General features: G+C 68.2%; 16 protein-coding genes. 13 read left to right on the forward strand and 3 right to left on the reverse strand.

The annotated features are described in order from the left end of the window. Positions 1 to 127 precede the first annotated feature (127 nt). Positions 128 to 2,602, forward strand: a complete 2,475-nt coding sequence (locus tag A5780_RS30985) for a hypothetical protein (RefSeq protein ID WP_064910712.1) — start codon at positions 128 to 130, stop codon at positions 2,600 to 2,602. Then, a complete protein-coding gene (locus A5780_RS30990) occupies positions 2,599 to 4,383 on the forward strand; it encodes a hypothetical protein (protein WP_227462943.1) in 1,785 nt (594 codons plus the stop codon). The genes A5780_RS30985 and A5780_RS30990 overlap by 4 nt, the downstream gene beginning before the upstream one ends. 62 nt (positions 4,384 to 4,445) lie before the next feature. Here A5780_RS30990 and A5780_RS30995 read toward each other — a convergent pair whose 3' ends face one another. Further along, on the reverse strand, positions 4,446 to 6,494 hold the full coding sequence (locus tag A5780_RS30995) for a glycoside hydrolase family 15 protein (RefSeq protein WP_063019396.1): 2,049 nt from the start codon (positions 6,492 to 6,494) through the stop codon (positions 4,446 to 4,448). A 111-nt stretch (positions 6,495 to 6,605) separates the two neighbouring features. On the opposite strand from A5780_RS30995, the gene A5780_RS31000 reads away from it, so the two are divergent. The 8 genes from A5780_RS31000 (at position 6,606) to A5780_RS31030 (ending at position 13,204) form a co-directional block, all read left to right on the forward strand. Continuing rightward, the gene (locus A5780_RS31000) at positions 6,606 to 6,920 is read left to right on the forward strand and encodes a hypothetical protein (RefSeq protein ID WP_104364523.1); all 315 of its coding nucleotides are present in this window, start codon (positions 6,606 to 6,608) and stop codon (positions 6,918 to 6,920) included. A 114-nt stretch (positions 6,921 to 7,034) separates the two neighbouring features. Further along, positions 7,035 to 7,292, forward strand: coding sequence for a hypothetical protein (locus A5780_RS31005; RefSeq protein ID WP_051755080.1), 258 nt, complete (start codon positions 7,035 to 7,037; stop codon positions 7,290 to 7,292). A 237-nt stretch (positions 7,293 to 7,529) separates the two neighbouring features. Beyond that, positions 7,530 to 7,622, forward strand: coding sequence for an Ms4533A family Cys-rich leader peptide (locus tag A5780_RS43285; RefSeq protein WP_310400397.1), 93 nt, complete (start codon positions 7,530 to 7,532; stop codon positions 7,620 to 7,622). A 187-nt stretch (positions 7,623 to 7,809) separates the two neighbouring features. Further along, complete coding sequence (locus A5780_RS31010; protein WP_064910714.1) at positions 7,810 to 8,868, forward strand: sulfate ABC transporter substrate-binding protein; 1,059 nt, start codon at positions 7,810 to 7,812, stop codon at positions 8,866 to 8,868. Between the two features lie 174 nt (positions 8,869 to 9,042). Then, the gene (gene cysT, locus A5780_RS31015) at positions 9,043 to 9,810 is read left to right on the forward strand and encodes a sulfate ABC transporter permease subunit CysT (protein WP_036522837.1); all 768 of its coding nucleotides are present in this window, start codon (positions 9,043 to 9,045) and stop codon (positions 9,808 to 9,810) included. Beyond that, positions 9,807 to 10,616, forward strand: a complete 810-nt coding sequence (gene cysW / locus A5780_RS31020) for a sulfate ABC transporter permease subunit CysW (protein ID WP_063019400.1) — start codon at positions 9,807 to 9,809, stop codon at positions 10,614 to 10,616. The genes cysT and cysW overlap by 4 nt, the downstream gene beginning before the upstream one ends. After that, positions 10,613 to 11,608, forward strand: a complete 996-nt coding sequence (locus A5780_RS31025) for a sulfate/molybdate ABC transporter ATP-binding protein (protein ID WP_030512833.1) — start codon at positions 10,613 to 10,615, stop codon at positions 11,606 to 11,608. The genes cysW and A5780_RS31025 overlap by 4 nt, the downstream gene beginning before the upstream one ends. A 375-nt stretch (positions 11,609 to 11,983) precedes the next feature. Further along, positions 11,984 to 13,204, forward strand: a complete 1,221-nt coding sequence (locus tag A5780_RS31030; RefSeq protein WP_146102278.1) for an Hsp70 family protein — start codon at positions 11,984 to 11,986, stop codon at positions 13,202 to 13,204. A 51-nt stretch (positions 13,205 to 13,255) separates the two neighbouring features. Here the strand turns inward: A5780_RS31030 and A5780_RS31035 are convergent, their stop codons facing one another. Both A5780_RS31035 and A5780_RS31040 read right to left on the reverse strand, forming a co-directional pair. After that, positions 13,256 to 14,521 carry an MFS transporter gene (locus A5780_RS31035; protein WP_064910716.1) on the reverse strand — a complete coding sequence of 422 codons (1,266 nt, stop codon included), beginning with the start codon at positions 14,519 to 14,521 and terminating at the stop codon, positions 13,256 to 13,258. Next, a complete protein-coding gene (locus tag A5780_RS31040; RefSeq protein WP_064910718.1) occupies positions 14,521 to 15,180 on the reverse strand; it encodes a GntR family transcriptional regulator in 660 nt (219 codons plus the stop codon). Before A5780_RS31040 ends, A5780_RS31035 begins: the two co-directional genes overlap by 1 nt. A gap of 283 nt (positions 15,181 to 15,463) precedes the next feature. Between A5780_RS31040 and A5780_RS31045 the strand changes: the two genes are divergently transcribed. From A5780_RS31045 to A5780_RS43290, 3 genes are all read left to right on the forward strand, one after another. Next, complete coding sequence (locus tag A5780_RS31045) at positions 15,464 to 16,471, forward strand: diiron oxygenase (protein WP_064902696.1); 1,008 nt, start codon at positions 15,464 to 15,466, stop codon at positions 16,469 to 16,471. Positions 16,472 to 16,485: 14 nt separating this feature from the next. Beyond that, positions 16,486 to 18,069 carry an FAD-dependent oxidoreductase gene (locus A5780_RS31050; RefSeq protein ID WP_063014587.1) on the forward strand — a complete coding sequence of 528 codons (1,584 nt, stop codon included), beginning with the start codon at positions 16,486 to 16,488 and terminating at the stop codon, positions 18,067 to 18,069. A gap of 419 nt (positions 18,070 to 18,488) precedes the next feature. Further along, positions 18,489 to 20,858, forward strand: coding sequence for an Hsp70 family protein (locus tag A5780_RS43290; protein WP_197521922.1), 2,370 nt, complete (start codon positions 18,489 to 18,491; stop codon positions 20,856 to 20,858). Positions 20,859 to 20,982 lie beyond the last annotated feature (124 nt).

A 20,982-nucleotide genomic window follows, 5' to 3' on the forward strand; every position in this document is an offset into this window, starting at 1 on the left:
ATCTGTCCGCCTGAAAGAAACCTGAAGGATGTGACAGGCAAGTTTTCCGGAAATAAGGTGTAAAAAGACCCAAATTCGGTAACACCCCGTTCGGTTTAGCCAGCCGAACGCTGAGAGCGGAGTTTGTATGACGCGTGAGCTGCCCTTCGACGATGATGCGGACGCGGGCGATCATGCGAACGATGCCGCATATCGCGTCGCGACCGGTGTCGCGCGGGTGGCTCGGGCCGGTGCGTACGTCACCGGCGGCGCGCTGATCGCCTCCAACGGGTCGCCCGCACCGGAGAACGAATCGCACAACAGCCACATCACCGGCTGGTCCACCGCCGATCCGCATCCCGATGTGCCGAGTCCGGTGGTGACCTATCCGGATCCGTCACCGGACTCCGTTCCGCCGACCCTCGGGAACTCCGCGTCGCACGCCCCGGCCGCACCCGCGCCGGGACTGGCGCTGCCGGAACAGCACGGCACGGATGCCTATCCGGGGCTGCAATTGCCCTTCGCCGACGGTGGTCAGCCCGCGCCCGGTATCGGCGGCCTGCCCGGCTCGCCCGACGGCGGGTCGACCGCGCCGCCCTTCTCGATTCCCGGTTCTCCCTCGCACCCGGGCAATCCGCATTCGGGCCACGGTGGTTTCAGTAATCCGGGATTCGGTGGGGGACAAGGCTTTGCGATTCCCGGGACGCACCATGCCAGTGCCCCGGCCGGTTTCGGCCTGCCCGGTGCGCCGGAATCGGAGACCTCGGGAGGCTTCGGTTTGCCGGGTCAGTCCCACGCGTCGGGGGCCTTCGGGCTGCCCGGTGCCGAGGACGCGGTGGATCAGCGGCAGGCCGATGCCGACACGGCCGGCGCCGATCCCTACCCGACCGCACCGCTGCCCGGGCACGGACTGGGCCTGCCCGGCACCAACGGACTCCATCTGCCCGGGATGAACGGGTTCGGCCCCGGCGGGTTCGGCGGTCTGTCGGATCCGCACGACGGTCTGTCGGATCCGCATCCCGGTGCCTTCGACGGCATCGGTGACGGCGGTAATCCCGGCATCTTCCTCGGCACCGAGATGAAGATCGACGCGCACGTCGGATTCGACGGAATCTGGGTGACGACCGAGACCAAGGTCGATTTCGCCGTCGGCGACGTCGGGCACCAGCTCGACGACTACGGGCAGTGGCTCGGCAGCGGCACCCACCAGATCCCCGCCGGCGCAAGCGCATCGGACGCCTCCGGCTGGGCCGGCCAATTCGGTGGCCCGACCTCGAGCGCCCACGCGTCCGGTAGTGCGGCCGACGGTGTGGCCCCGGGTGCGGCGGTGGCGCCCCCCGGTGCGGCCACGGCCGCGGCGACGCATGCCGGGGCCGCGAACGGTCCTGCGGGCGCGGCGGTGAACGGACCCGGCGCCGCGGTGCCGGGCTCGTCGGCGCTCGCGCCACAATCCGGGCCGATCGCCACCTCGGCCGCCCCCGGCTCGACGCCGTTCGCTACCGCTCAAGCGTCCGCGCCGGTGACGAATGTCGCGGCGCCGCAACCGGTTTCGACCGCACCGGTCGTGGCCGCGCCGGCGCCGGTCGCCCCCGCGCCGGCGCCCGCGCTCGTCCAACCGGTCTCGGCGACGCCACTGCAGACCACGATTCAGCCCGAGGCCGCTACCCACCCGATCGCGAACGTGATCACCACGCATGCGGGACCGTCCCCGCTGACCGCGCCCGCGGTGGCCGTTCCGGCGCTGTTCGACGATCGGCCCCGCCATGCCGGTACGGACACCGGACTGCCGGGCGGTGCCGACGATCCGTCGGAATCGGGCGCCGGGCGGACCACCACCCACGCGCCGACCACCACATCGCACGGCACCACCACGACCCACGACGCCGATGCGACGAAGACGCCGACCGCGCCGAGCACCTCGCACGCGCCGGGGACCACGCCCGGCGGCGAGCACACCACCACCCGTCCGGGTACCTCGACCGATCACGATTCCGTCGACCGGCCCACGCCGACCGTGACGGTGCCTCGCGACACCGATTCCGGCCATCCCACCCGCACTCCCGGTACGACGCCGTCGGATACCGACAGCGACTCCGGGCCGTCGACCTCCGCCGGCGCGGACGCGTCGACGCCGGGCCATACCGCGACGCATACACCGGGCACCTCCTCGGGGGCGGACACCTCCGCCACCGGCAACGCCGACGATCCGACCGTGCCGTCACGCGGTTCCCAGGTGCCGACCCACGATCCGGATTCCGTACCGACGCAGCAGGTTCCTACCCAGCAGGTACCGACCCAGCATGCGACGCCGCCGAGCCACGACCAGACCGTCCCGACACACGAACCGACCGTGCCGACCGCGCAGCACACCGCACCCGTGGAGCCGCCGACCGTGATCAAACCGCCGACCACCATCGATCCCGTGCCGAATGCGCACGTTCCGGTGAAACCTGTTGCGGCTGTGAACGATTCGTACGACACCTCGCTGTGGACCGATCCCGGCCACGGCCTGACGAGTGTGTCCGCCGCCGGACTGTCCGGCGGTCTGCACGAAACCACCTTTGCCGAGATGCACCATCCGGTGGACCACCCTGTCGTCGATTTCCACGTGCTTCCGCTGTGACGGCGGTGGAGTCGCCGGGTGCCAAACACCCCGACGAGATGGCCCCGCTGCTCGCGCAGCTCGACGAATTGCTCGACCTGACCCGCGCCGCGGGCCGGGCCGATCTCACCGCACGACTGGGGATGTCGCGGGCTCGGGTGGCCGATCCGCGCGTGCGGCTGGTGGTCGTCGGCGAACCCAAGAACGGGATGAGCACGCTGGTCAACGGTCTGGTCGGCAGCGCGGTGAGCGCGACCGGCAGTCCGGTCAGCGTTCCGGTGATCGCCGAATACGGTCCGGAGGCGACCGCCACGCTGGTGCGCTCGCTGCCCGGCGGTCGCACCGAACGCCAGCCCGTCGACCCGCTGAACCCCGGTCCGGCGCTGAGCGCGGCCGGCGTGATCCGAGCCGAATTCACCGACCCGAGCCCGCTGCTGGCCGAGGGGTTCGTGGTGATGGACGCGCCCGGCGCACCCGCCGACGCGCCGACTACCTGGTCGCTGATCGCCGCCGCCGACGCCGTGCTCTACGTCAGCGACGCGGCCGCGGAATACACCCCCGAGCAGATCGCCCTGCTGCAGCGCATCCGGCAGGTGTGCCCGACGGTCGTCTGTGTGCTGAACAAGATCGATCGCTACAGCCATTGGAGCCGGGTGCAGCAGCGCAATCGCGAGCTGCTCGACGCCGCCGGCCTGGGTTTCGCGGTGGCCCCGATCTCCGCCGATCTGCATCTGCGTGCCGGTGACGATCACCGCCGCGATATCGAATCCGGTGTGCCGCAACTGATCGACCATCTGCGCGGATACGTCCTCGCCCGCGCCGACGCGGTCGCCCGGGAAGCGGCGCTGCGCGACATCCGCACCATCACCGATCATCTGGGGCTGGCCCTGCGCAGTGAGGCCGAAACCCTGCGCGATCCGCAGCGCTACACCGCGATCACCGATCAACTGCGCACCGCGCGCGCCGAGGCCGACGATCTGCGCCACCGCAGCGCCAACTGGCAGGTCACCCTCGCCGACGGCTGTTCGGAACTGATGGCCGATATCGAACACGATCTGCGGCACCGGCTGCGCGTACTGGTCCGCCACGCCGAATCGGAGATCGCCAAGCGCGATCCGGCTCGCAGCTGGGACGAATTCGGCGCCGATCTGGATTCCCGGATCTGCGAGGCGGTCGAGGAGAACTTCGTCGTCGCCCACTATCGGGCGGTGGAACTGGCCGAGCAGGTCACCGCGAAGTTCCCCGCCGACTCGCGCGATGTGCCGCTGCCCGATCTGCGGCTCGAGGATCCGGGCGACGTCCTCGAACCGGTGTCGTCGCTGGAGCCGCTGGATACCGCGAAGGTGGGTTTCACCTCGTCGCTGCTGAACGTGATGCGCGGCTCCTACGGTGGCCTGCTCATGGTCGGGTTGCTCACCAGTTTGCTGAAAATGCCGCTGGTGAACTGGTATTCGGGTGCGGCGGCCGCCCTGCTGGGTATCAACGCCCTGTGGGAGGACCGCAAGCTGCGCCGTGAGCGCCGCCAGTCCGAGGCCAAGGTGGCGGTGGCTCGCCTGATGGACGATGTGATCTTCCAGGTCGGCAAGGAGTCACGGCATCGGCTGCGGGCCATGCAGCGCATGTTGCGCGACCACTTCACCGATCTGGCCGATCAGACGCTGCGATCGGTGGACGAATCGCTGCGCGCGGCCGAGGAGGCGGCGGCGATCAACTCGCCGGAGAGTCGTGAACGGCGTCTCACCGAAATCGAGCGATCGATGGTGCGGTTGCGGGAGATCCGCGAAAACGCCGACGTGCCTTAGCGTTCGTGCTGTGCGCATTCGTGGCGGGTGGTCCGGGGCATACCGGACCACCCGCTGCTTCGTCAGCCCGCGGGATGAGCCGGATGGAATTCACCGGCCCCGGTGGAGTGTTCGGCCCGGATCACATGCATCACCGCGTTGATCAATGCCAGGTGGGTGAACGCCTGCGGGAAGTTACCGAGATGCCGTCCGGTGTAGGGGTCGATCTCCTCGGCGTAGAGCTTGAGCGGGCTGGCGTATCCGAGCAGCCGTTCCAGCAGATGCCGCGCCCGGCGCACCTCGCCGATCTCCACCAGCGCCGATACCAGCCAGAACGAGCAGATGGTGAATGTGCCCTCCGCACCGGACAATCCGTCGTCGGTGGTGTCGGTGCGGTAGCGCAGCACCAGACCGTGCTGGGTCAGATCGGAGGCGATGGCCAGGACCGTGGCGCGCACCCGCGGATCGGTCGGCGGCAGGAAGCGCAGGAGTACGACCAGCAGCAGTGAGGCGTCGAGGCTGTCGCCACCGTAGGTCTGGGTGAAGACGCCCTTGTCGTTCACCCCGTGGGCGAGTACATCGGCGCGGATCTCTTCGGCCAGCGCGGCCCACTTCTCGGCGTAGTCGGTCTCGCCGTGCAATTCGGCGAGTTTCGCGCCGCGGTCCAGCGCGACCCAGCACATCACCTTGGACGAAGTGAAATGCTGCGGTTCGCCGCGCACCTCCCAGATGCCGCGGTCGGGTTTGCGCCAGTTCTCGATCGCCGCCTCGACCTGCCGCTTCAACATCGGCCACAACGTTTCCGGGACTTGCTGGCGTGATTTCACGTGCAGATAAACCGAATCCAGAATGGTGCCCCAGATGTCGTGCTGCTGTTGCTGGAACGCGCCGTTGCCGATGCGGACCGGCTTGGCGCCGTCGTAACCGTGCAGGTGCGGGATCTCGGACTCGTCCAGATCACGTTCCCCGCCGATGCCGTACATCACCTGAAGCGGTTGCGCCTCACCGTCTTTCGCGGTCGCGACATCGTGCAGGAAGGCGAAGAAGTCGTCGGCCTCCCGGTTGAGGCCCAGCGTGTAGAGGCCCCACAGGGCGAAGGTGGAGTCGCGCACCCAGCTGTAGCGGTAGTCCCAGTTGCGTTCGCCGCCCGGCGTTTCCGGCAGCGAGGTGGTGGCTGCCGCCATCAGGGCGCCGGTCGGGGAGTAGATCAGACCCTTGAGCGTGAGCGCGCTGCGCTGCAGATAGCCGCGCCACGGATGATCCGGGAACTTGCCCAGAGTGATCCACTGCCGCCAGCATTCGGTGGTCTGCCACATCTTCTGCGCCGCTTCGGCGAAGGTGCGCGGGGCCGGCAGCGGCGACCAGGACAGGGCCACGAACAATTCGTCGCCCTCGCGCATGCGGGTGCGGGCACGGGCCTCGCGCCCCTCCAGCCCCAGCCGCATATCCGTGGTGAGAACCAGTTCGCCGCAGGGCAATTCGTCGTGGGCGCAGGTCGCGGTGGCGGTGGCGCGTTCGTAGACCTCGCCGGTGTATTCCCAATTCACGGGCGCCCGGTGATAGTCGAAGGCCGGTTCGCAGCTCATCTCCAGTTCGACCACGCCGCTGACGCATTTCACCGTGCGCAGCAGGATGTGCTCGGCGTCCCAGTCCTCCGGGGTGCGGCGGTAGGTCCGGCTGCGCCGGTCGGTGTTGTGCCAGGGGCCCAGGACCAGCGCATCGCGGACGATGATCCAGCCGGTGTCGGTCTGCCAGGTCGTCTCCACGATCATGCCCCCGGGCAGATAGCGCCGCGCCGCGGGCACGTTCACGCCGTAGGGGCCGAGCCGGAAGTGGCCGGCGCTGCGGTCCAGCATGGCGCCGAACACACTGGGTGAATCCGGCCGCGGCAGGCACATCCACTCGACCGCACCGTTGCGCGCGATGAGGCAGCAGGTCTCGCAATCGGAGAGGAAGGCGTAGTCGTCGATCGGCGGATACGACGACTTGTGCACGACGCCCGCCGAAATGGGCAGGTAGTTCGCCGAGATCTCGGCGTCGGAGACATCGGCCAGGGCATCGCGCGGCGGCGACATGTCGTCGAGCGTCTCGATGAGGGGTTGTTCGGTGATCGGTTCGTCGTAGGACGCCATACAGCCATCATGGTGGATTCCGGTCCCGTTCGCCGGGACTGTCGGCACCTCGCGACAGCCGGTCGGCATGCCCTGCGGCCGGCGCACCCGTGACCTACTAGGCTGGTGGTTGTGCATCATGTCGCGGGCTGGTGGGACGGCTTCGAGTTGTGGGTGGCCGGATTACCGTTCATCCCGCAGTTCGTCGTGGTTCTGGTCGGGGCGGTGCCGGTCAGTTTCCTGATCGCCTACCTGCTCGATCGTGGATTGCGGATCGTGCTGCGGCTGCTCGGCCGCGACCGCTCGGCCGTCGCCGAGACCGACATCGTCGCCGGCGACGCGGCCGCCGAGATCGCGCCCGATGCGGCGACCATCGCACCGCCCGAACCGGCGCTGGCCGGCGCCTCGATGCATGTTCCGGGTCCGATGCCGAAGGAAGCGATCTGATGCCACGCTCACGGGTCCAGTTGGCGCTGATCGCACTGCTCGTGCTGATCGTCGTCGCCTGGTTGCTGACGCGATAATCCCCCGCTGTCGGAGGTTGCAGGTACTGTGCAGCCCATGCCAACCGATGAGGAATTCGTCGACCTCGAGCAGCTTCTGGAGATCGAGGACGGCCCCCGACTGATCGCGACCCACTACACCACCGCCGACGAGGCGATCGAGATGGTGCGCGCCGCGCAAATGCTCGGCCTGGGCGTGCGGCTGCAGAACCGGCTGCGCGCCGACGAGCCCGACGAGGACGGTGAGGACACCGCCGTCGAGGAGTGGGTGCTCGACCTCTACGAAAGCCCGCCCGAGTCCGCCGACGAGGAGTAGACCGGCCACCGATCGGCTGGTGCCGGAACGCACGCACCGGGGTCCGGGCGACTGTGGTCTTCACCACGGTTCGCCCGGGCCCCGGTGGTCGTTGCGGTGTCGGCGCGGTGGCGGTCGGGAATCCGAAATATGAATACTTCCCGCCGGTCATGGGCGGTTTTCTCGAATATCGGGATCTTCGGCGGATTCCGCTTCGACCGATTCGCGCGGTTCTGGGTGCTCTGTTAGAGTCTGCCCGTGTCATCGAGCGTTGTTCCGCAGGTCCGCCATGAGTTGGCGTTGATCGCGGTCGGCTGTCTCGTCGTCGCGGACATTCACTGTCGTCGATAGCTGATCGGACACGCTGCGCCCTTTCCACGGGACCGGCGCACATCTTTCCGCAGCGTCTCCGCCTCTCGCGGCTCAGCCGCACGCGCCTGTCTCCGGTATTCACCGGGCAGATCTACCGCTCAATCACAGTTACTTCCGACCCGGCAGCAGTGTGCGCCGGGGGCGGGCGGCAGGAAAGGTCAGTTCCATGTCTCGCAGATCGTCCAGCAGATCCTGGTTCTCGGTGCGCCGAGGACGCATCGCCGTCGCGCTCACCGCGCTGGCGGCCGTGGGACTGACCGCCGCCTGCAGTGGTGGCTCGAGCGACACCGTCGGCGGCGACGCCCACAGTGGTGGCGGGCAGTTGACGCTGTTCGCCTACTCGGTCGCCAAGCCGGGCTACGACAAGGTGATCGGCGAATTCAACAAGACCGAGGCCGGCAAGGGCGCGCAGATCCAGCAGTCCTACGGCGCCTCCGGCGACCAGTCCCGCAAGGTCAAGGACGGAGCCCAGGCCGACGTCGTCAGCTTCTCGGTCGAACCCGACATCACCCGGCTGGTGGATGCCGGGCTGGTCGACTCGACCTGGAATGCCGACGCCGACAAGGGGGTGCCGTTCGGTTCGGTCGTCGTGATCGCCGTCCGCAAGGGCAACCCGAAGGGCATCCACGACTGGAACGATCTGCTGAAGCCCGGCGTCGAGGTGGTGACGCCGAATCCGTTCAGCTCCGGCTCGGCCAAGTGGAACCTGCTGGCGCCCTACGCCGCGGAGAGCGACGGCGGCAAGAATCCGCAGGCGGGCCTGGACTACCTGGGCAAGCTGATCTCCAAGGAGCACATCAAGGTGCAGCCGAAGTCGGGCCGGGAGGCGACCGAGACCTTCCTGCAGGGCACCGGGGATGTACTGCTCAGCTACGAGAACGAGGCGATCTTCTCCGAACGCAGCGGGGATCCGATCGAGCACGTCATCCCGCCGACCACCTTCAAGATCGAGAACCCGGTGGCGGTGACGAAGAACGCCAAGAATCCCACCACCGCTGTGGCGTTCAAGGACTTCCTGTACTCGCAGGCCGGCCAGAAGGCATGGGCGGAGGCCGGTTTCCGTCCGGTCGATCCGCAGGTCGCCGCGCAGTACACCAAGGATTTCCCGGCGCCGCAGAAGCTGTGGACGATCGCCGATCTGGGTGGGTGGAAGCAGGTCGACAAGGATCTGTTCACCCCCGACACCGGCAGCGTCGCGGTGCTCTACGACAAAGCCACCAAGTAAGCCGGTGGCTCGGAGCGCACGGAATACTGGGCAACTGTGACTGACACCCGTACGAAGGCCGACACCGGCGGGAGTACCGACGCCGGGACCACCACCGGTCCCGGCGTCGTCCGGCAGCGGTCCGCCGGACCGGCCTGGCGGTCGCGCCTCACCGGATCGGCCGGCTCGCTCGGTCTGGCGATCACGGTGCTGTGGCTGAGCATCATCGTCTTGCTGCCGCTGGCCGCATTGACGGTCCATTCCTTCGACGACGGGTGGTCCGGCTTCTGGGATGCGGTCACCGCGCCCGCGGCACTGGACGCGTTGCGGGTGACGGTTCTCGTATCGGTGGTCGTCGCCGTGATCAACGTCGTCATGGGCACCGTGGTGGCGTGGGTGCTGGTGCGCGACGATTTCCCGGGCAAGAGCTTCGTCAACGCCCTGATCGATCTGCCGTTCGCGCTTCCGACGATCGTGGCGAGCATCGTGCTGCTGTCGCTGTACGGGCCGCAGAGCCCGGTCGGTATCCACCTCAACGCCACCCAGCCGGGACTCGTGGTGGCGCTGGCATTCGTGACGCTGCCGTTCGTCGTGCGCTCGGTGCAGCCGGTGCTGATCGAAGCGGATAAAGAGGTCGAGCAGGCCGCGGCCTCACTGGGCGCGAACAATCTGACCATCTTCCGGCGCGTGGTGCTGCCGTCGCTCGCGCCGGCCATCATCTCCGGCGGTGGCCTCGCCTTCGCGCGCGCCATCGGCGAATACGGGTCGGTGGTCCTGATCGGCGGCAACATTCCGCGCCGCACTCAGGTCGCGTCGCAGTACATCCAGCAGCAGATCGAGGTGGACCGTCCGGTGAACGCGGCGGCGGTGTCGGTGGCGCTGCTGGCGATTTCCTTCGCCACCCTGCTGATCCTGCGCATCTTCTCCGAACGCACCGCCCGCAAGGAACAGGCGAGCCGATGAAACTGTCCGCCCCGTCCCGGATTTCGCTGCGCGTGATCGCGCTCGCGTATCTGATCGTGTTGCTGGTGGCCCCGCTGGTGATCATTCTCTGGCGCAGCTTCGAGCACGGGATCGGCGCGTTCCTCGATTCCATCACCACACCCGCCGCCATCTCGGCGTTCAATCTGTCGCTGTTGATCGTCGTGATCGTGGTGCCGCTCAATGTGGTCTTCGGAGTCATCACCGCCATCGCCTTGGTGCGCGGAAACTTCCGGGGGCGCACCCTGATTCAGGGTGTGGTGGACCTGCCGTTCGCGGTGTCGCCGGTGGTGGTCGGCGTATCGCTGATCATGCTGTGGGGTGTCGGGGGCTGGTTCGGCGGCCTCGACAGCTTCGGCTTCCGGGTGATCTTCGGCCTGCCGGGCATGGTGATCGCCACGCTCTTCGTCACGCTGCCCTTCGTGGTCAGCGAGGTCGTCCCGGTCCTGCACGAGATCGGCGACGATCAGGAGCAGGCCGCGGCGACCCTGGGCGCCAGCCGGTGGCAGACCTTCTGGCGTATCACCCTGCCGGCCATCCGATGGGGCCTGACCTACGGCATCGTGCTCACCGTCGCCCGCGCCCTCGGCGAATTCGGCGCCGTGATCATGGTGTCGTCCGGACTGCCCGGCATTTCTCAGACCCTGACGCTGCTGGTGCACGGTCGTTATATCAACGACCACAACACCTTCGGCGCCTACTGCGCGGCGACCCTGCTCATGGCCATGGCGCTCGTCACCCTCGTCCTGATGACCCTTCTCGAACGCAAGCGGGGCACTGCCAAATGATTACCGTCACCGACGCGAACAAGCGTTATGGTTCGTTCGCCGCCCTCGACAACGTCAGCCTGGACATCCCCTCCGGTGAGCTGACCGCGCTGCTGGGGCCCTCCGGTTCCGGGAAATCGACGCTGCTGCGTTCGATCGCCGGCTTGGAATCCTTGGATTCGGGCATCGTGACCATCGCCGACCGCGACGTCACCCGGGTCTCGCCGCAGAAGCGCGATATCGGCTTCGTCTTCCAGCACTACGCGGCGTTCAAACATATGACCGTGCGCGACAACGTGGCGTTCGGGCTGAAGATCCGCAAACGGCCGAAGAACGAAATCCGCAAGCGCGTCGACGAACTGCTCGGCATCGTGGGCCTGGACGGTTTCCAGCATCGTTACCCGGCGCAACTGTCGGGTGGGCAGCGGCAGCGCATGGCGCTGGCCCGGGCGCTGGCCGTCGACCCGCAGGTGCTGTTGCTCGACGAGCCCTTCGGCGCCCTCGACGCCAAGGTGCGTCACGACCTGCGCACGTGGTTGCGTCGCCTGCACGAGGAAGTGCACGTGACCACCGTGCTGGTCACCCACGATCAGGAGGAGGCGCTCGACGTCGCCGACCGGATCGCGGTGATGAATGCCGGTCGCATCGAACAGGTCGGAACGCCCGAAGACGTATACGACCGTCCCGCCAACGAATTCGTCATGTCCTTCCTCGGTGCGGTGGCCAAGTTGAACGGACATCTGGTGCGCCCGCACGACATTCGCATCGGCCGCGATCCCGGTATGGCCCTGGCCGAACACGAGGGCACCGCGGAGTCGGCGGGGGTCACCCGCGCGACCGTCGAGCGCGTCGTCCGACTGGGTTTCGAGGTTCGCCTCGAATTGCGCAATGCGGCCACCGGTGACCTGTTCACCGCGCAGGTCACTCGCGGTGACGCGGAGGCTTTGCGGTTGGCGGAGGGTGAGACCGTCTTCGCCCGCGCCACCCGCATCCCGGAACTGCCGGCGGCCTGATCTTCCCTGCCGGCAGGCTGATCTTCCCTGCCGGCGGAGCCGGGCGCTCGTGCGGCGTTGGGGGAGTGGGTGTTCGCCGGATGCGCCACCGTTGCCGGATCGCCGGTATACGGTGTCCGAGGATATTCGGACGATTGCCGGCAAATCCGTACCGGTCGGTCGGTGTCGCGAAATGTCCACTGCGCGTATGAATTGCCTGATTTGTTACCGCAGGTGAAGGGGTATATCTGCGGTATCGGCGGCGTCGTCGCGGAGTGCGGCGGTTGAGCGGACAACCGATTGTCCGGTGCTTGGCAAGTTCTCAGCACAGTGGTTGCCTGATGCCGGATCGAGACATGTCAGCGAACGTACGCTCGTCGATCGAGGGGAATTGTGATGACGGTTGGGCTCGGAGTGAGTATCGGCACAGTCAACACGGTGTGCGCCATCGATACTGCTGAGAGCGGGAAGAACGCGCGTGGCCGCGGGCGCAGCGCGGCCGGCGAATCCGGTGGGCGTGCGGCGACCGGCCGGCGCAAGCGGGCCTCGGGCCCGAAATCCGCGCTGTCGCAGCAGCGCACCGCGCCGGGAACCTGGCGCACGACACTCACTTTCGACAGCAGCGGCACCGCGCGGGTCGGCCGGATTCCGCGCCACGGCCGCGCCGTGACCGACTTCGCCGATCTGACCGAGCCTGGCCGGACCGCGCGCGTACGTCATCGGTCGCTGTCCGCGGCCGATCTGGTGGCGACCGTCGCGCGCACCGTGGTCGCGGACGTGTCCGCCCACGTGGTGGCCACCGCCGAGGGCCGCAATCCGGAAACCGCTGTCGCGGTGACACATCCGGTGAGTTACGGCGAGGACCGGGTGCTCGAACTGCGCGAGGCCCTCGATTCGATCGGACTGTCCCATGCCGCCCTGGTGGCCGAACCGGTGGCGGCCGCGGCGTGGCTGTCGGTGGCGCACGGTCCGCTGCTGCCGGGCCTGGCGCTGGTCTACGACCTCGGCGGATCGGGGCTGACCGTCACCCTGGTGCGCATCGGCCCCGGTACTCCGGACCTGCCGGTGTTCGGGGAACCGTTGCGCTCCACCGCCTTCGGTGGCCGCGCCTTCGGTGCGAAGATGGCCGCGCAGGACAACTGGCGCGCCGGTGCTTCCTCGGCCGCCGACTCCGACGCCGCGATCACGGCTTTGCGCACCGCGCACATCCGCGAGTCGCTCGATGTGGTGTACGAATGCCTCGGCCGAGCCCGCGTCACGATGGCCGATGTCGACTGTGTGCTCGTCGTCGGCGGCGCCGCCCGTCCGCCCGAAGTCGCCGCGGTCCTGGCCGCGGCGCTGGCGCGGCCGGTGATCGTCGCCCCGGATCCGGAGCGCACGATCGCCGAGGGTGCGGCCGTGTTCGCGCGTCGCGCCGCCGAATCGATCCGGGAGAGCGAGGTCGCCGAGGCGCCCGAGCCACCCGAGCCGCCGCGCGTGCTGCGCCGCCGGCTGACGCGGGTCGCGGTCACCGTCGCGGTCGCGGCCGGTGGCGCGCTGTTCGCGGCGACTGCCGTGGTGGGGGACGAAGCGGGAGCGCAATCCATGGGCGCGGGACTCGTGCACGTTCAGCACTGACGGCGTGCCGCCACAGGTGGCGCGGGGCAGACAACGCCCTTCCGACTCGGCTTATCGGCTGATTCGTCGCTCGACGGCGCTCGGGCTCTCCGGATCGCGATAGTTGCTGAGTACCACCGCGAGACATCCGAGGGCGATGACCGCGCCGGCCGCGAACATCACCGGATAGCCGATGCGCAAGGCGTTGTGCAGCAGCGACAGCAGCGCCGGTGAACCGAATCCGAGGTAGCTCACCGAATAGAACACCGCGGTCAGCCCGGCCAGATCGTCCGGCCGGGCGATCCGCTCGATCTCCTGCAGTCCCGCGACCATCCCGATGCCGAATCCGAAGCCGAGCACGGCAGCGGTCGCGACGACGGCCCACAGCTGTAGCGATGCCGCCGCGTAGACGGATGCGGCCATGCCGGCCGTGGTGAGCATCAGCGACAGCGCCGCGATCCGCGCGGTACCCGGCAGGTCGATCCGCCGCGCCACCGATTGGATGGCGAAACCGCATCCGAGCGTGATCACCGTGATCAGCGCGGAGAAGGCGATCGGGGTTCCGGCGATGCGGTCGGCGGCCAGCGTCGGCAGGATCGCGTAGGCGGTCGCGGCGGAGGTGAACAGCCACAGCGCCAGAGGCAGTGCGATGCGGCGGAAACGCCGGTGGCCGGCCGCCGGAATCCGCAGATCCTCACGCAGTGGCTTGCGAATCGGTTGCGGTGCCACTGTTTCCGGTGCGCGCTGCACCCAGACGGCCGCGATCACGCACAGTGCCACATTGATGAGATAGGCCAGGGTCGCGGGCCACGGCCCCCACTGCGCCAGCACCCCGGCCACGCCGGCTCCGATGGCGAAACCGCCGGTGAGGCTCATCGCCGAGCGGCGAGCGCCGGTGCCGGGAGCCGACACGGGCGCGAACGGCAGCTGCGACAGCTCCTTCAACCAACTGCTGCCCACGGCCATCGCCAGCCCGAGACCGACTCCGCACAGCACGCGCCCGATCGACAACATCGGCACCACGCCGGAACCGAAGGCCAGCAGCGTCGATCCGACCGCGGTGATCAGCGGTGCGGGCCGCATCAGCCGCTGCCTGCCGTAGCGGTCCGACAGCGGCCCGCCGATCAGCAGCGCCGGCACGATGCCCAGGACGTATTCGAACAGCAACAGATCGACCGTGGTGACCGGCAGGCCGTCGTTCTTGTACATCACCAGCAGCGGGGTGAATTCGTTTCCGCCCCAGCCGATCGCGAAGACCGCCGCGGCCACGCCCCACCACGCGCGCGGGGTGGTGGCGACCCGTGCCGGGCGGATGTCGACGGCGGTCGGCGCGGTCATCACAGTCCTCTCAGTTCGAGCTGGTGCACACCCGAAAGGTGTTCGGCCAGTGCGGTATCGAAGCCCGCGGTATCGCCGGCGGCGATCAGATCGGTCAGCTGCGCATGCTGTTCCACGATGCGGGCGGTATTCATCGGCGCGCGGTGCAGGGCGACGCTGTTCATCCGCCGCTGGCGTTCGCGCAGCGAGTCGTAGAACCCGGTGAGCAGCGGGTTGCCCGCGGCGACCACATAGCCGCGATGGAAGTCGGTGTCCTCGGTGGCGAAGTGCAACAGCGCCCGGCCGTCGGACGCGGCGAGGCTCGCGACGAGTTCGCGCTGGCGGGTCAGTGATTCGCGCAGGGCGTCGATCAGCGCCGGCCGCTCGTCGGCGGTGAGGGCGCGCACCGCCGCGGTCTCCACGACATAGCGGGCATGTGCGACGTGTTCGGCCTCGTGTGCGGGAATGGGTACCACCAGCGCGCCGCGTTTGGGATACAGCCGCATCCAGCCCTCGGTCTCCAACCGCAGGAACGCCTCCCGGACCGGAGTGCGCGAGGTGCCCAGATCGGTCGCGATCTCACCCTCGCTGATCAGCTCTCCGCCGGGCAGTGCCCCGGTCAGGATGCGCTCCTTGATCTCCCGATAGGCGCGCTCCGCGGCTGAATACGTCTTAGACACAAGTTGTAGCTTAGCGGGGACATGGGATGAATTGCCATGTGGGTGCCGACACGTCCGACCCGCCTCGAGCGTGGGTGGTGACGGCCTTCCCTTCGATGTGACGCCCCGCACAGTACTTCCCGGTAATGCTGTTTCGGTTGCCACTGAGCTGGGAATTCGGCGGACTATCGGCGAGGTTGCGCGATGGTGCCCGGCACGGCCGGTCGCCGGTGTTGACCTCCGCCGCTATAGGTGTAACTATGGGAAACAGTTACCCATGCGAGATGGAGAGGCTGTGACGACGATGTCCGTTGCCGCGACGCCGGAAGTAGACCCTGTGGTCGCCGAGGCCATGGAATACGCCCAGAAGCTGCTCCTGCTGTCCGAGGGTTCGGTCAACAAGCACTTCGATCCGTTCACCGACATCGATTGGGACAACCCCGACTTCGCCGCGACCGCCGGCGAGAAGCGGTGGATCCTTCCGGAATCCGCCGACCCGCTGGGACGTCACCCCTGGTACCAGGCGCTGTCGGACGAGCAGAAGATCGCCATCGGCAAGTACCGCCAGGCCAATGTCGCCAAGGTCGGCTTGCAGTTCGAGTCGATCCTGATCAGCGGCATGGTCACGCACAACTTCAGCCTGCCCAACGGCTCGCCCGAATTCCGGTACTGCTCCCACGAGATGATCGAGGAGCACAACCACACCCTGATGTTCCAGGAGATGGTCAACCGGATCGGCATCGATGTGCCGGGGATGGGCCCGCTGGTCCGTAAGCTTCGCTACATCGCCGCGCCGGTCGCCGCCCGGTTCCCGAATCTGTTCTTCATGGCGGTGCTCGCCGGTGAGGAGCCGATCGACCACATCCAGAAGCAGATCCTGCGCTCCGGCGAGGAAGTGCATCCGATCATGCGCGGCGTCATGGCGATTCACGTCGCCGAGGAGGCGCGCCACATCTCCTTCGCGCACGAATTCCTGAAGAAGCATGTGCCGGAGTCGAATCCGGCCGCGAAGTTCGTGCTGTCGCTGGCCATGCCGATCGTGATGTGGATCCTCGGCCGGTCCATCGCGACCCCGCCGAAGTCCTTCTTCAAGGAATTCGACATCCCGGAGGAGGTGCGCAAGGAACTGTTCTACGGCTCCGCCGAGGCGCAGCAGACCTTCGCCGACTACTTCATCGACGTGCGGGCCCTGGCCAAGGAGCTGGGCCTGATGAACCCGATCTCGAAGAACGTCTGGAAGCTGCTGAAGATCGACGGCCCGGCCAGCCGGTACCGCTCCGAGCCGCAGCGCGCCAAGACCAAAGCCGCCTGAAGGGTAGCCATACAGTGCCGTATGTAGTCACCCAGTCGTGCTGCAGCGACGCCTCCTGCGTCTACGCATGCCCGGTCAACTGCATCCATCCCACGCCCGACGAACCGGATTTTCTGACGGCGGAGATGCTGTACGTCGACCCCGCGGCATGCGTGGACTGCGGCGCCTGTGCCACGGCCTGTCCGGTGGACGCCATCACCTCCTCGAAGAAGCTCACCGCGGAGCAGAAGCCGTTCATCGAGATCAACGCCGATTTCTATCGCCAGGCGCGGCCGCGTCCACTGCTGGCCAAGCCGGTGCCGGCCGCCGAGGTGGACACCGATCGCGGCCCGATGCGCGTCGCGATCGTGGGTTCGGGTCCCTCGGCGATGTACGCCGCCGACGAGCTGCTCACCCAGCCCGAGGTGACGGTGACGGTCTTCGACCGGTTGCCGGTGCCCTACGGCCTGGCACGCCACGGCGTCGCGCCCGACCACACCCGGACCCGGCAGGTGAGCCGGTTGTTCGATGTGATCTCCGCGCAGCCCGGATTCGGGTCGTACCTGAATGTGGCGGTGGGCGCGGACATCTCGCACGCCGAACTGCTGGACCATTTCGATGCGGTGATCTACGCCGTGGGCGCCTCCTCCGACCGCAAGCTCGGTATCCCCGGCGAGGGTCTGCCCGGCAGCCTGTCCGCGACCGAGTTCGTGGCGTGGTACAACGGTCATCCCGACTTCGCGCAGCGCAGTTTCGATCTGTCGCAGCGGCGCGCGGTGATCGTCGGCAACGGTAATGTCGCGCTCGACGTGGCCCGGATTCTCACCATGGATCCCGAACTGCTCGATGCCACCGAGGTGTCGCCGGCGGCGCTGGCGGCACTGCGGCACAGCAAGATCGAGGAAGTGGTGATCGTGGGCCGCCGCGGTCCCGCCGAATCCGCCTTCACCGTTCCCGAATTCGTGGGCCTGCTCGGATCCGATCTCGACATCGTCGTGGAAGGTGATGTGCCGGAACCGACTCCGGATATGCCGCAGAAGGTCGAGCAGAAACTGAAGCTGCTGCGCAGCGTGGCCGACCGTCCGGTGGGCGCGCGCAAGCGCATCGTCTTCCGCTATCTCTCCTCGCCGGTGGCGTTGGTCGGCACCGACCGCGTGACCGGAATCGAGCTGGTGCGCAACGAACTCGTGACCGACGAGGCCGGTATCACCCGCGCTGTCGCGACGGACGACACCGAAACCCTGGATACCGCACTGGTTCTGGCTTCGGTGGGTTACCGCGGCGTGGCCGTGCCGGGGGTGCCGTTCGACGAGCGCGCCGGTGTCATCCCGAACGCCGACGGCCGGGTGCTCGAATCCGCCGGCGGCGCGGTGGTTCCGGGAACCTATGTGACCGGCTGGATCAAGCGCGGTCCGACGGGCTTCATCGGCACCAACAAGTCCTGCGCGCAGCAGACGGTGCGACAGTTGGTCGACGACTTCAACGCCGGGCGTCTGCGCCGGCCCACCGCCGACGCCACCGATTTCGATCGGCTGGTCCAGCGCCGCCGCCCCGATGCGGTGCGCGGCGGCGCCACGGCCCAGCCGTGGTGGAAGCGAAAGCTGCTCGCTCGCGCCTGAACCGATCTTTCGACCGAATGCCCCGATCCGGGCGGATCGGGGCATTCGTCGTTTCGGCAACCATCCAGTCATTCGGAACGGCCGCACGGATTTCGGTCTCGTGAATGTCATTGCCGCAATTCCACAGAAAACCGGTCGGTATTCTGCGCGATCAACTGTGAAATGGCCAGTTTTGCCAGCTATTCTCGTGCGGTAGCCGAATTCGAACTTCCGATTTTGCCGAAGATCACGCCCTAACAGGTGTTTTGCTCGATCGAGCGGTGGGTGTGAAAGCTTTTCCGCCCATTCGGTTTCCGTGATCGAGACCGACCAGCTAACCTGTGTTCGCTATTTGGTAAACGACCGCGACCACATGGTTGAATCACCTGGGGCCGTGGTCTCGGTGCGTTGACGGGATGGCAATGACGGTTGGCTTCGGCATGAGCATCGGCACAGTGAATTCCGTGTGGGCGGCAACTGCCGGTGATCGCGGCCGGCCGGCGGTCCGCGTGCGTCGCACCGCGGTCACCTTCGACCGCTCCGGCGATGTCCGAGTCGGCGGAGTGCCTCGATTCGCGCCGGTGGTCACGGATTTCGCCGACCTCACCCGCGTGCGCGGGCCGGTATCGCTGGGCGGCCGGATCCGGTCCTCGGCCGACCTGGTCGCCTCGGTCGCCACCTGCCTGATCGAGGGCAGCGATCCCGAAGCCGGGCCGGTCCTCACCTATCCCGCCTGTTACACCGACCGGCAGATCGCCTCGCTGCAGTACGCGCTGCACCGCTGCGGCGCCTTCGACGTGATTCTGATGCCCGAACCCGTGGCCGCGGTGGAATGGCTGGACGGCGAATACGGTGTTTCCGCAAGCTGTTCCACGCTCGTCTACGACCTGGGCGCCAACAACCTGGACGTCGCGGTGGTCCGGACCGAGGCCGAATGGAATCAGCGCGGAGTGCTCGGCTCGGCCCTGCGATCCGATGCCTTCGGCGGCCGGCCGCTGGGCGCCGTCCTGGCGCGCTACGCACGGACGCTGGCTCCGGACGTGCCGGCACCGGTGTCGACGGTGGTGCCGGCCGAGGACACCCGCCGCCTGCGCGCCTGGCATGTCCGCAATTCGCTTCGGGTGGTGCGCGATTGCCTGCAACGTGCGCGGGTGACCATCGACGACGTCGATCGCGTGCTACTGATCGGTGGCGCCGCGCGACCGGTCGAGGTGGCGGAGGTGCTGGCCGAGTTGGGTCCTCCGGTGATTGTCCCGCCGGATCCGGCGCATACGGTCGCGACCGGAGCCGCCATCGCCTCGGCTCGATTTGCCACGAGCAACAGCAACGCCGGGCGATACGCCCGGGGCGCCGCGGTCGTATCCTCCGCCGCGGTCGTGTCCGCTCTCGCCATGTCGGCGGCGACCATGATCGGCGGTGGCCCGCTCGGTACCGACGGCCCGATCATGGAATTCGCCCCCGCGCTGGCCGGCCCGGCGGATGCGTTGCGCGAACAGGTCGGCGACCTGCCGCAGACACCCGGCTTCGGTGTCGGATTCACTGCGCTGGCGGCCCGCACCGACACTTTGATGGGCACCTCGCTGTCCGGAATGCGCGGCTACGCCGGTGCGGCGCACGACTTTTCGCATGCCATGACCGATCGGGTCGAAAACGCGCTGCGCGACTACGGCGCCGTCACGCCCTGCGTGCCGCCTCGCGCCCGGACCTACTCCGATCCGGCGCGTTTCACCAACCCCATGCCGTTCGTGAACTCGGGCGCGGCGGCGCTCCTGGCCGCCGGCGCCGCGGCCGGCAACCTGCCCGGCACGGGACATCCGGGTCAGCCGGGATCCGGTGATCAGGGCACCCCACCCGGCGGGGGCTCCACACCCGGGGACTCGTCGAAGCCCGGAAATCCGGCGCCGAAACCGGACGGTTCGAGTACACCCGCATCCGGCACGAACCCCGTCCCCGTCGACAAGACGACCGCGACTCCCGGTGCGTCGTCCGGGAATTCGCATACCGGCGATGCCGCGTCCACTCCGCGGCCCGGGCACTCGAGCGGCACCGCGGACAGCGGTGACGGCTCGGATACCACGTCCGCCGAGTCGAATTCGGCCGGTGCGACCGGCGGGTCGAGTGCATCCTCCCAGGGCTCGGACTCCGACAGCGCCGATACGCACGGCTCGCACGCCGACGACTCCGCGAGCTCCAGTGGTACGAAATCCGATCCGGCGAAACCGGGGACGGCGAACTCTGGCCCGGCGCACTCCGGCGACGCCACGAACTCCGACACCGGACCCGATGCCGGTGGTACGACGAATTCGGGCGACGGTTCCCACTCGAGCGACTCCGCGAATTCGAGCGACTCCGCGAATTCGAACGGCACTGCCAATTCGAACGGCACTGCGAACGCCGGGGACAACGCGAAGCCCGGCACCTCCGCCCCCGCCGGTGGCGGCACCGATTCCGCACCGACCGGTGGTGCCCAGTCTGCCCCGGGCACAACGTCTTCCGATACCGCTCCGGGTGCCGGAACCGCCCGTACTCCCGGCCTCGGGGGCAGCACGGCCACACCTCCCGGCGGCGCACTGCTGTACTGGCACGTCGACGATCTCGACGCCGCACTGCAGCGGCTCCGCGAACTCGGCGCGGCCGAACACCAACCCGTCACCGAACGCGGTCCGGGCTTCGTCACCGCCTCGGTGGTCGACCCCTTCGGCAATCTGCTCGGCATCATGTCCAACCAGCACTACCTCGACGTCCTGGACAGCCGTCGGGACTCGTCATCGCCGGATCAGCGCGATATCGGGGCCGAACCCTGTCGGTGAACCCGGTCAGTGCCCGAAACCGCCGAAACCACCGCTGTGGAAGCCGCCGCCCAGGCCACCCCCATGGAAGCCGCCACCGGGGGTGGCGCCGAGGCCGGGGTGGCTCGGCGCGACGGCTCCGGGG

The organism is Nocardia sp. 852002-20019_SCH5090214 (assembly GCF_001665865.1).
In the GTDB taxonomy this organism is placed as follows: domain Bacteria; phylum Actinomycetota; class Actinomycetes; order Mycobacteriales; family Mycobacteriaceae; genus Nocardia; species Nocardia nova.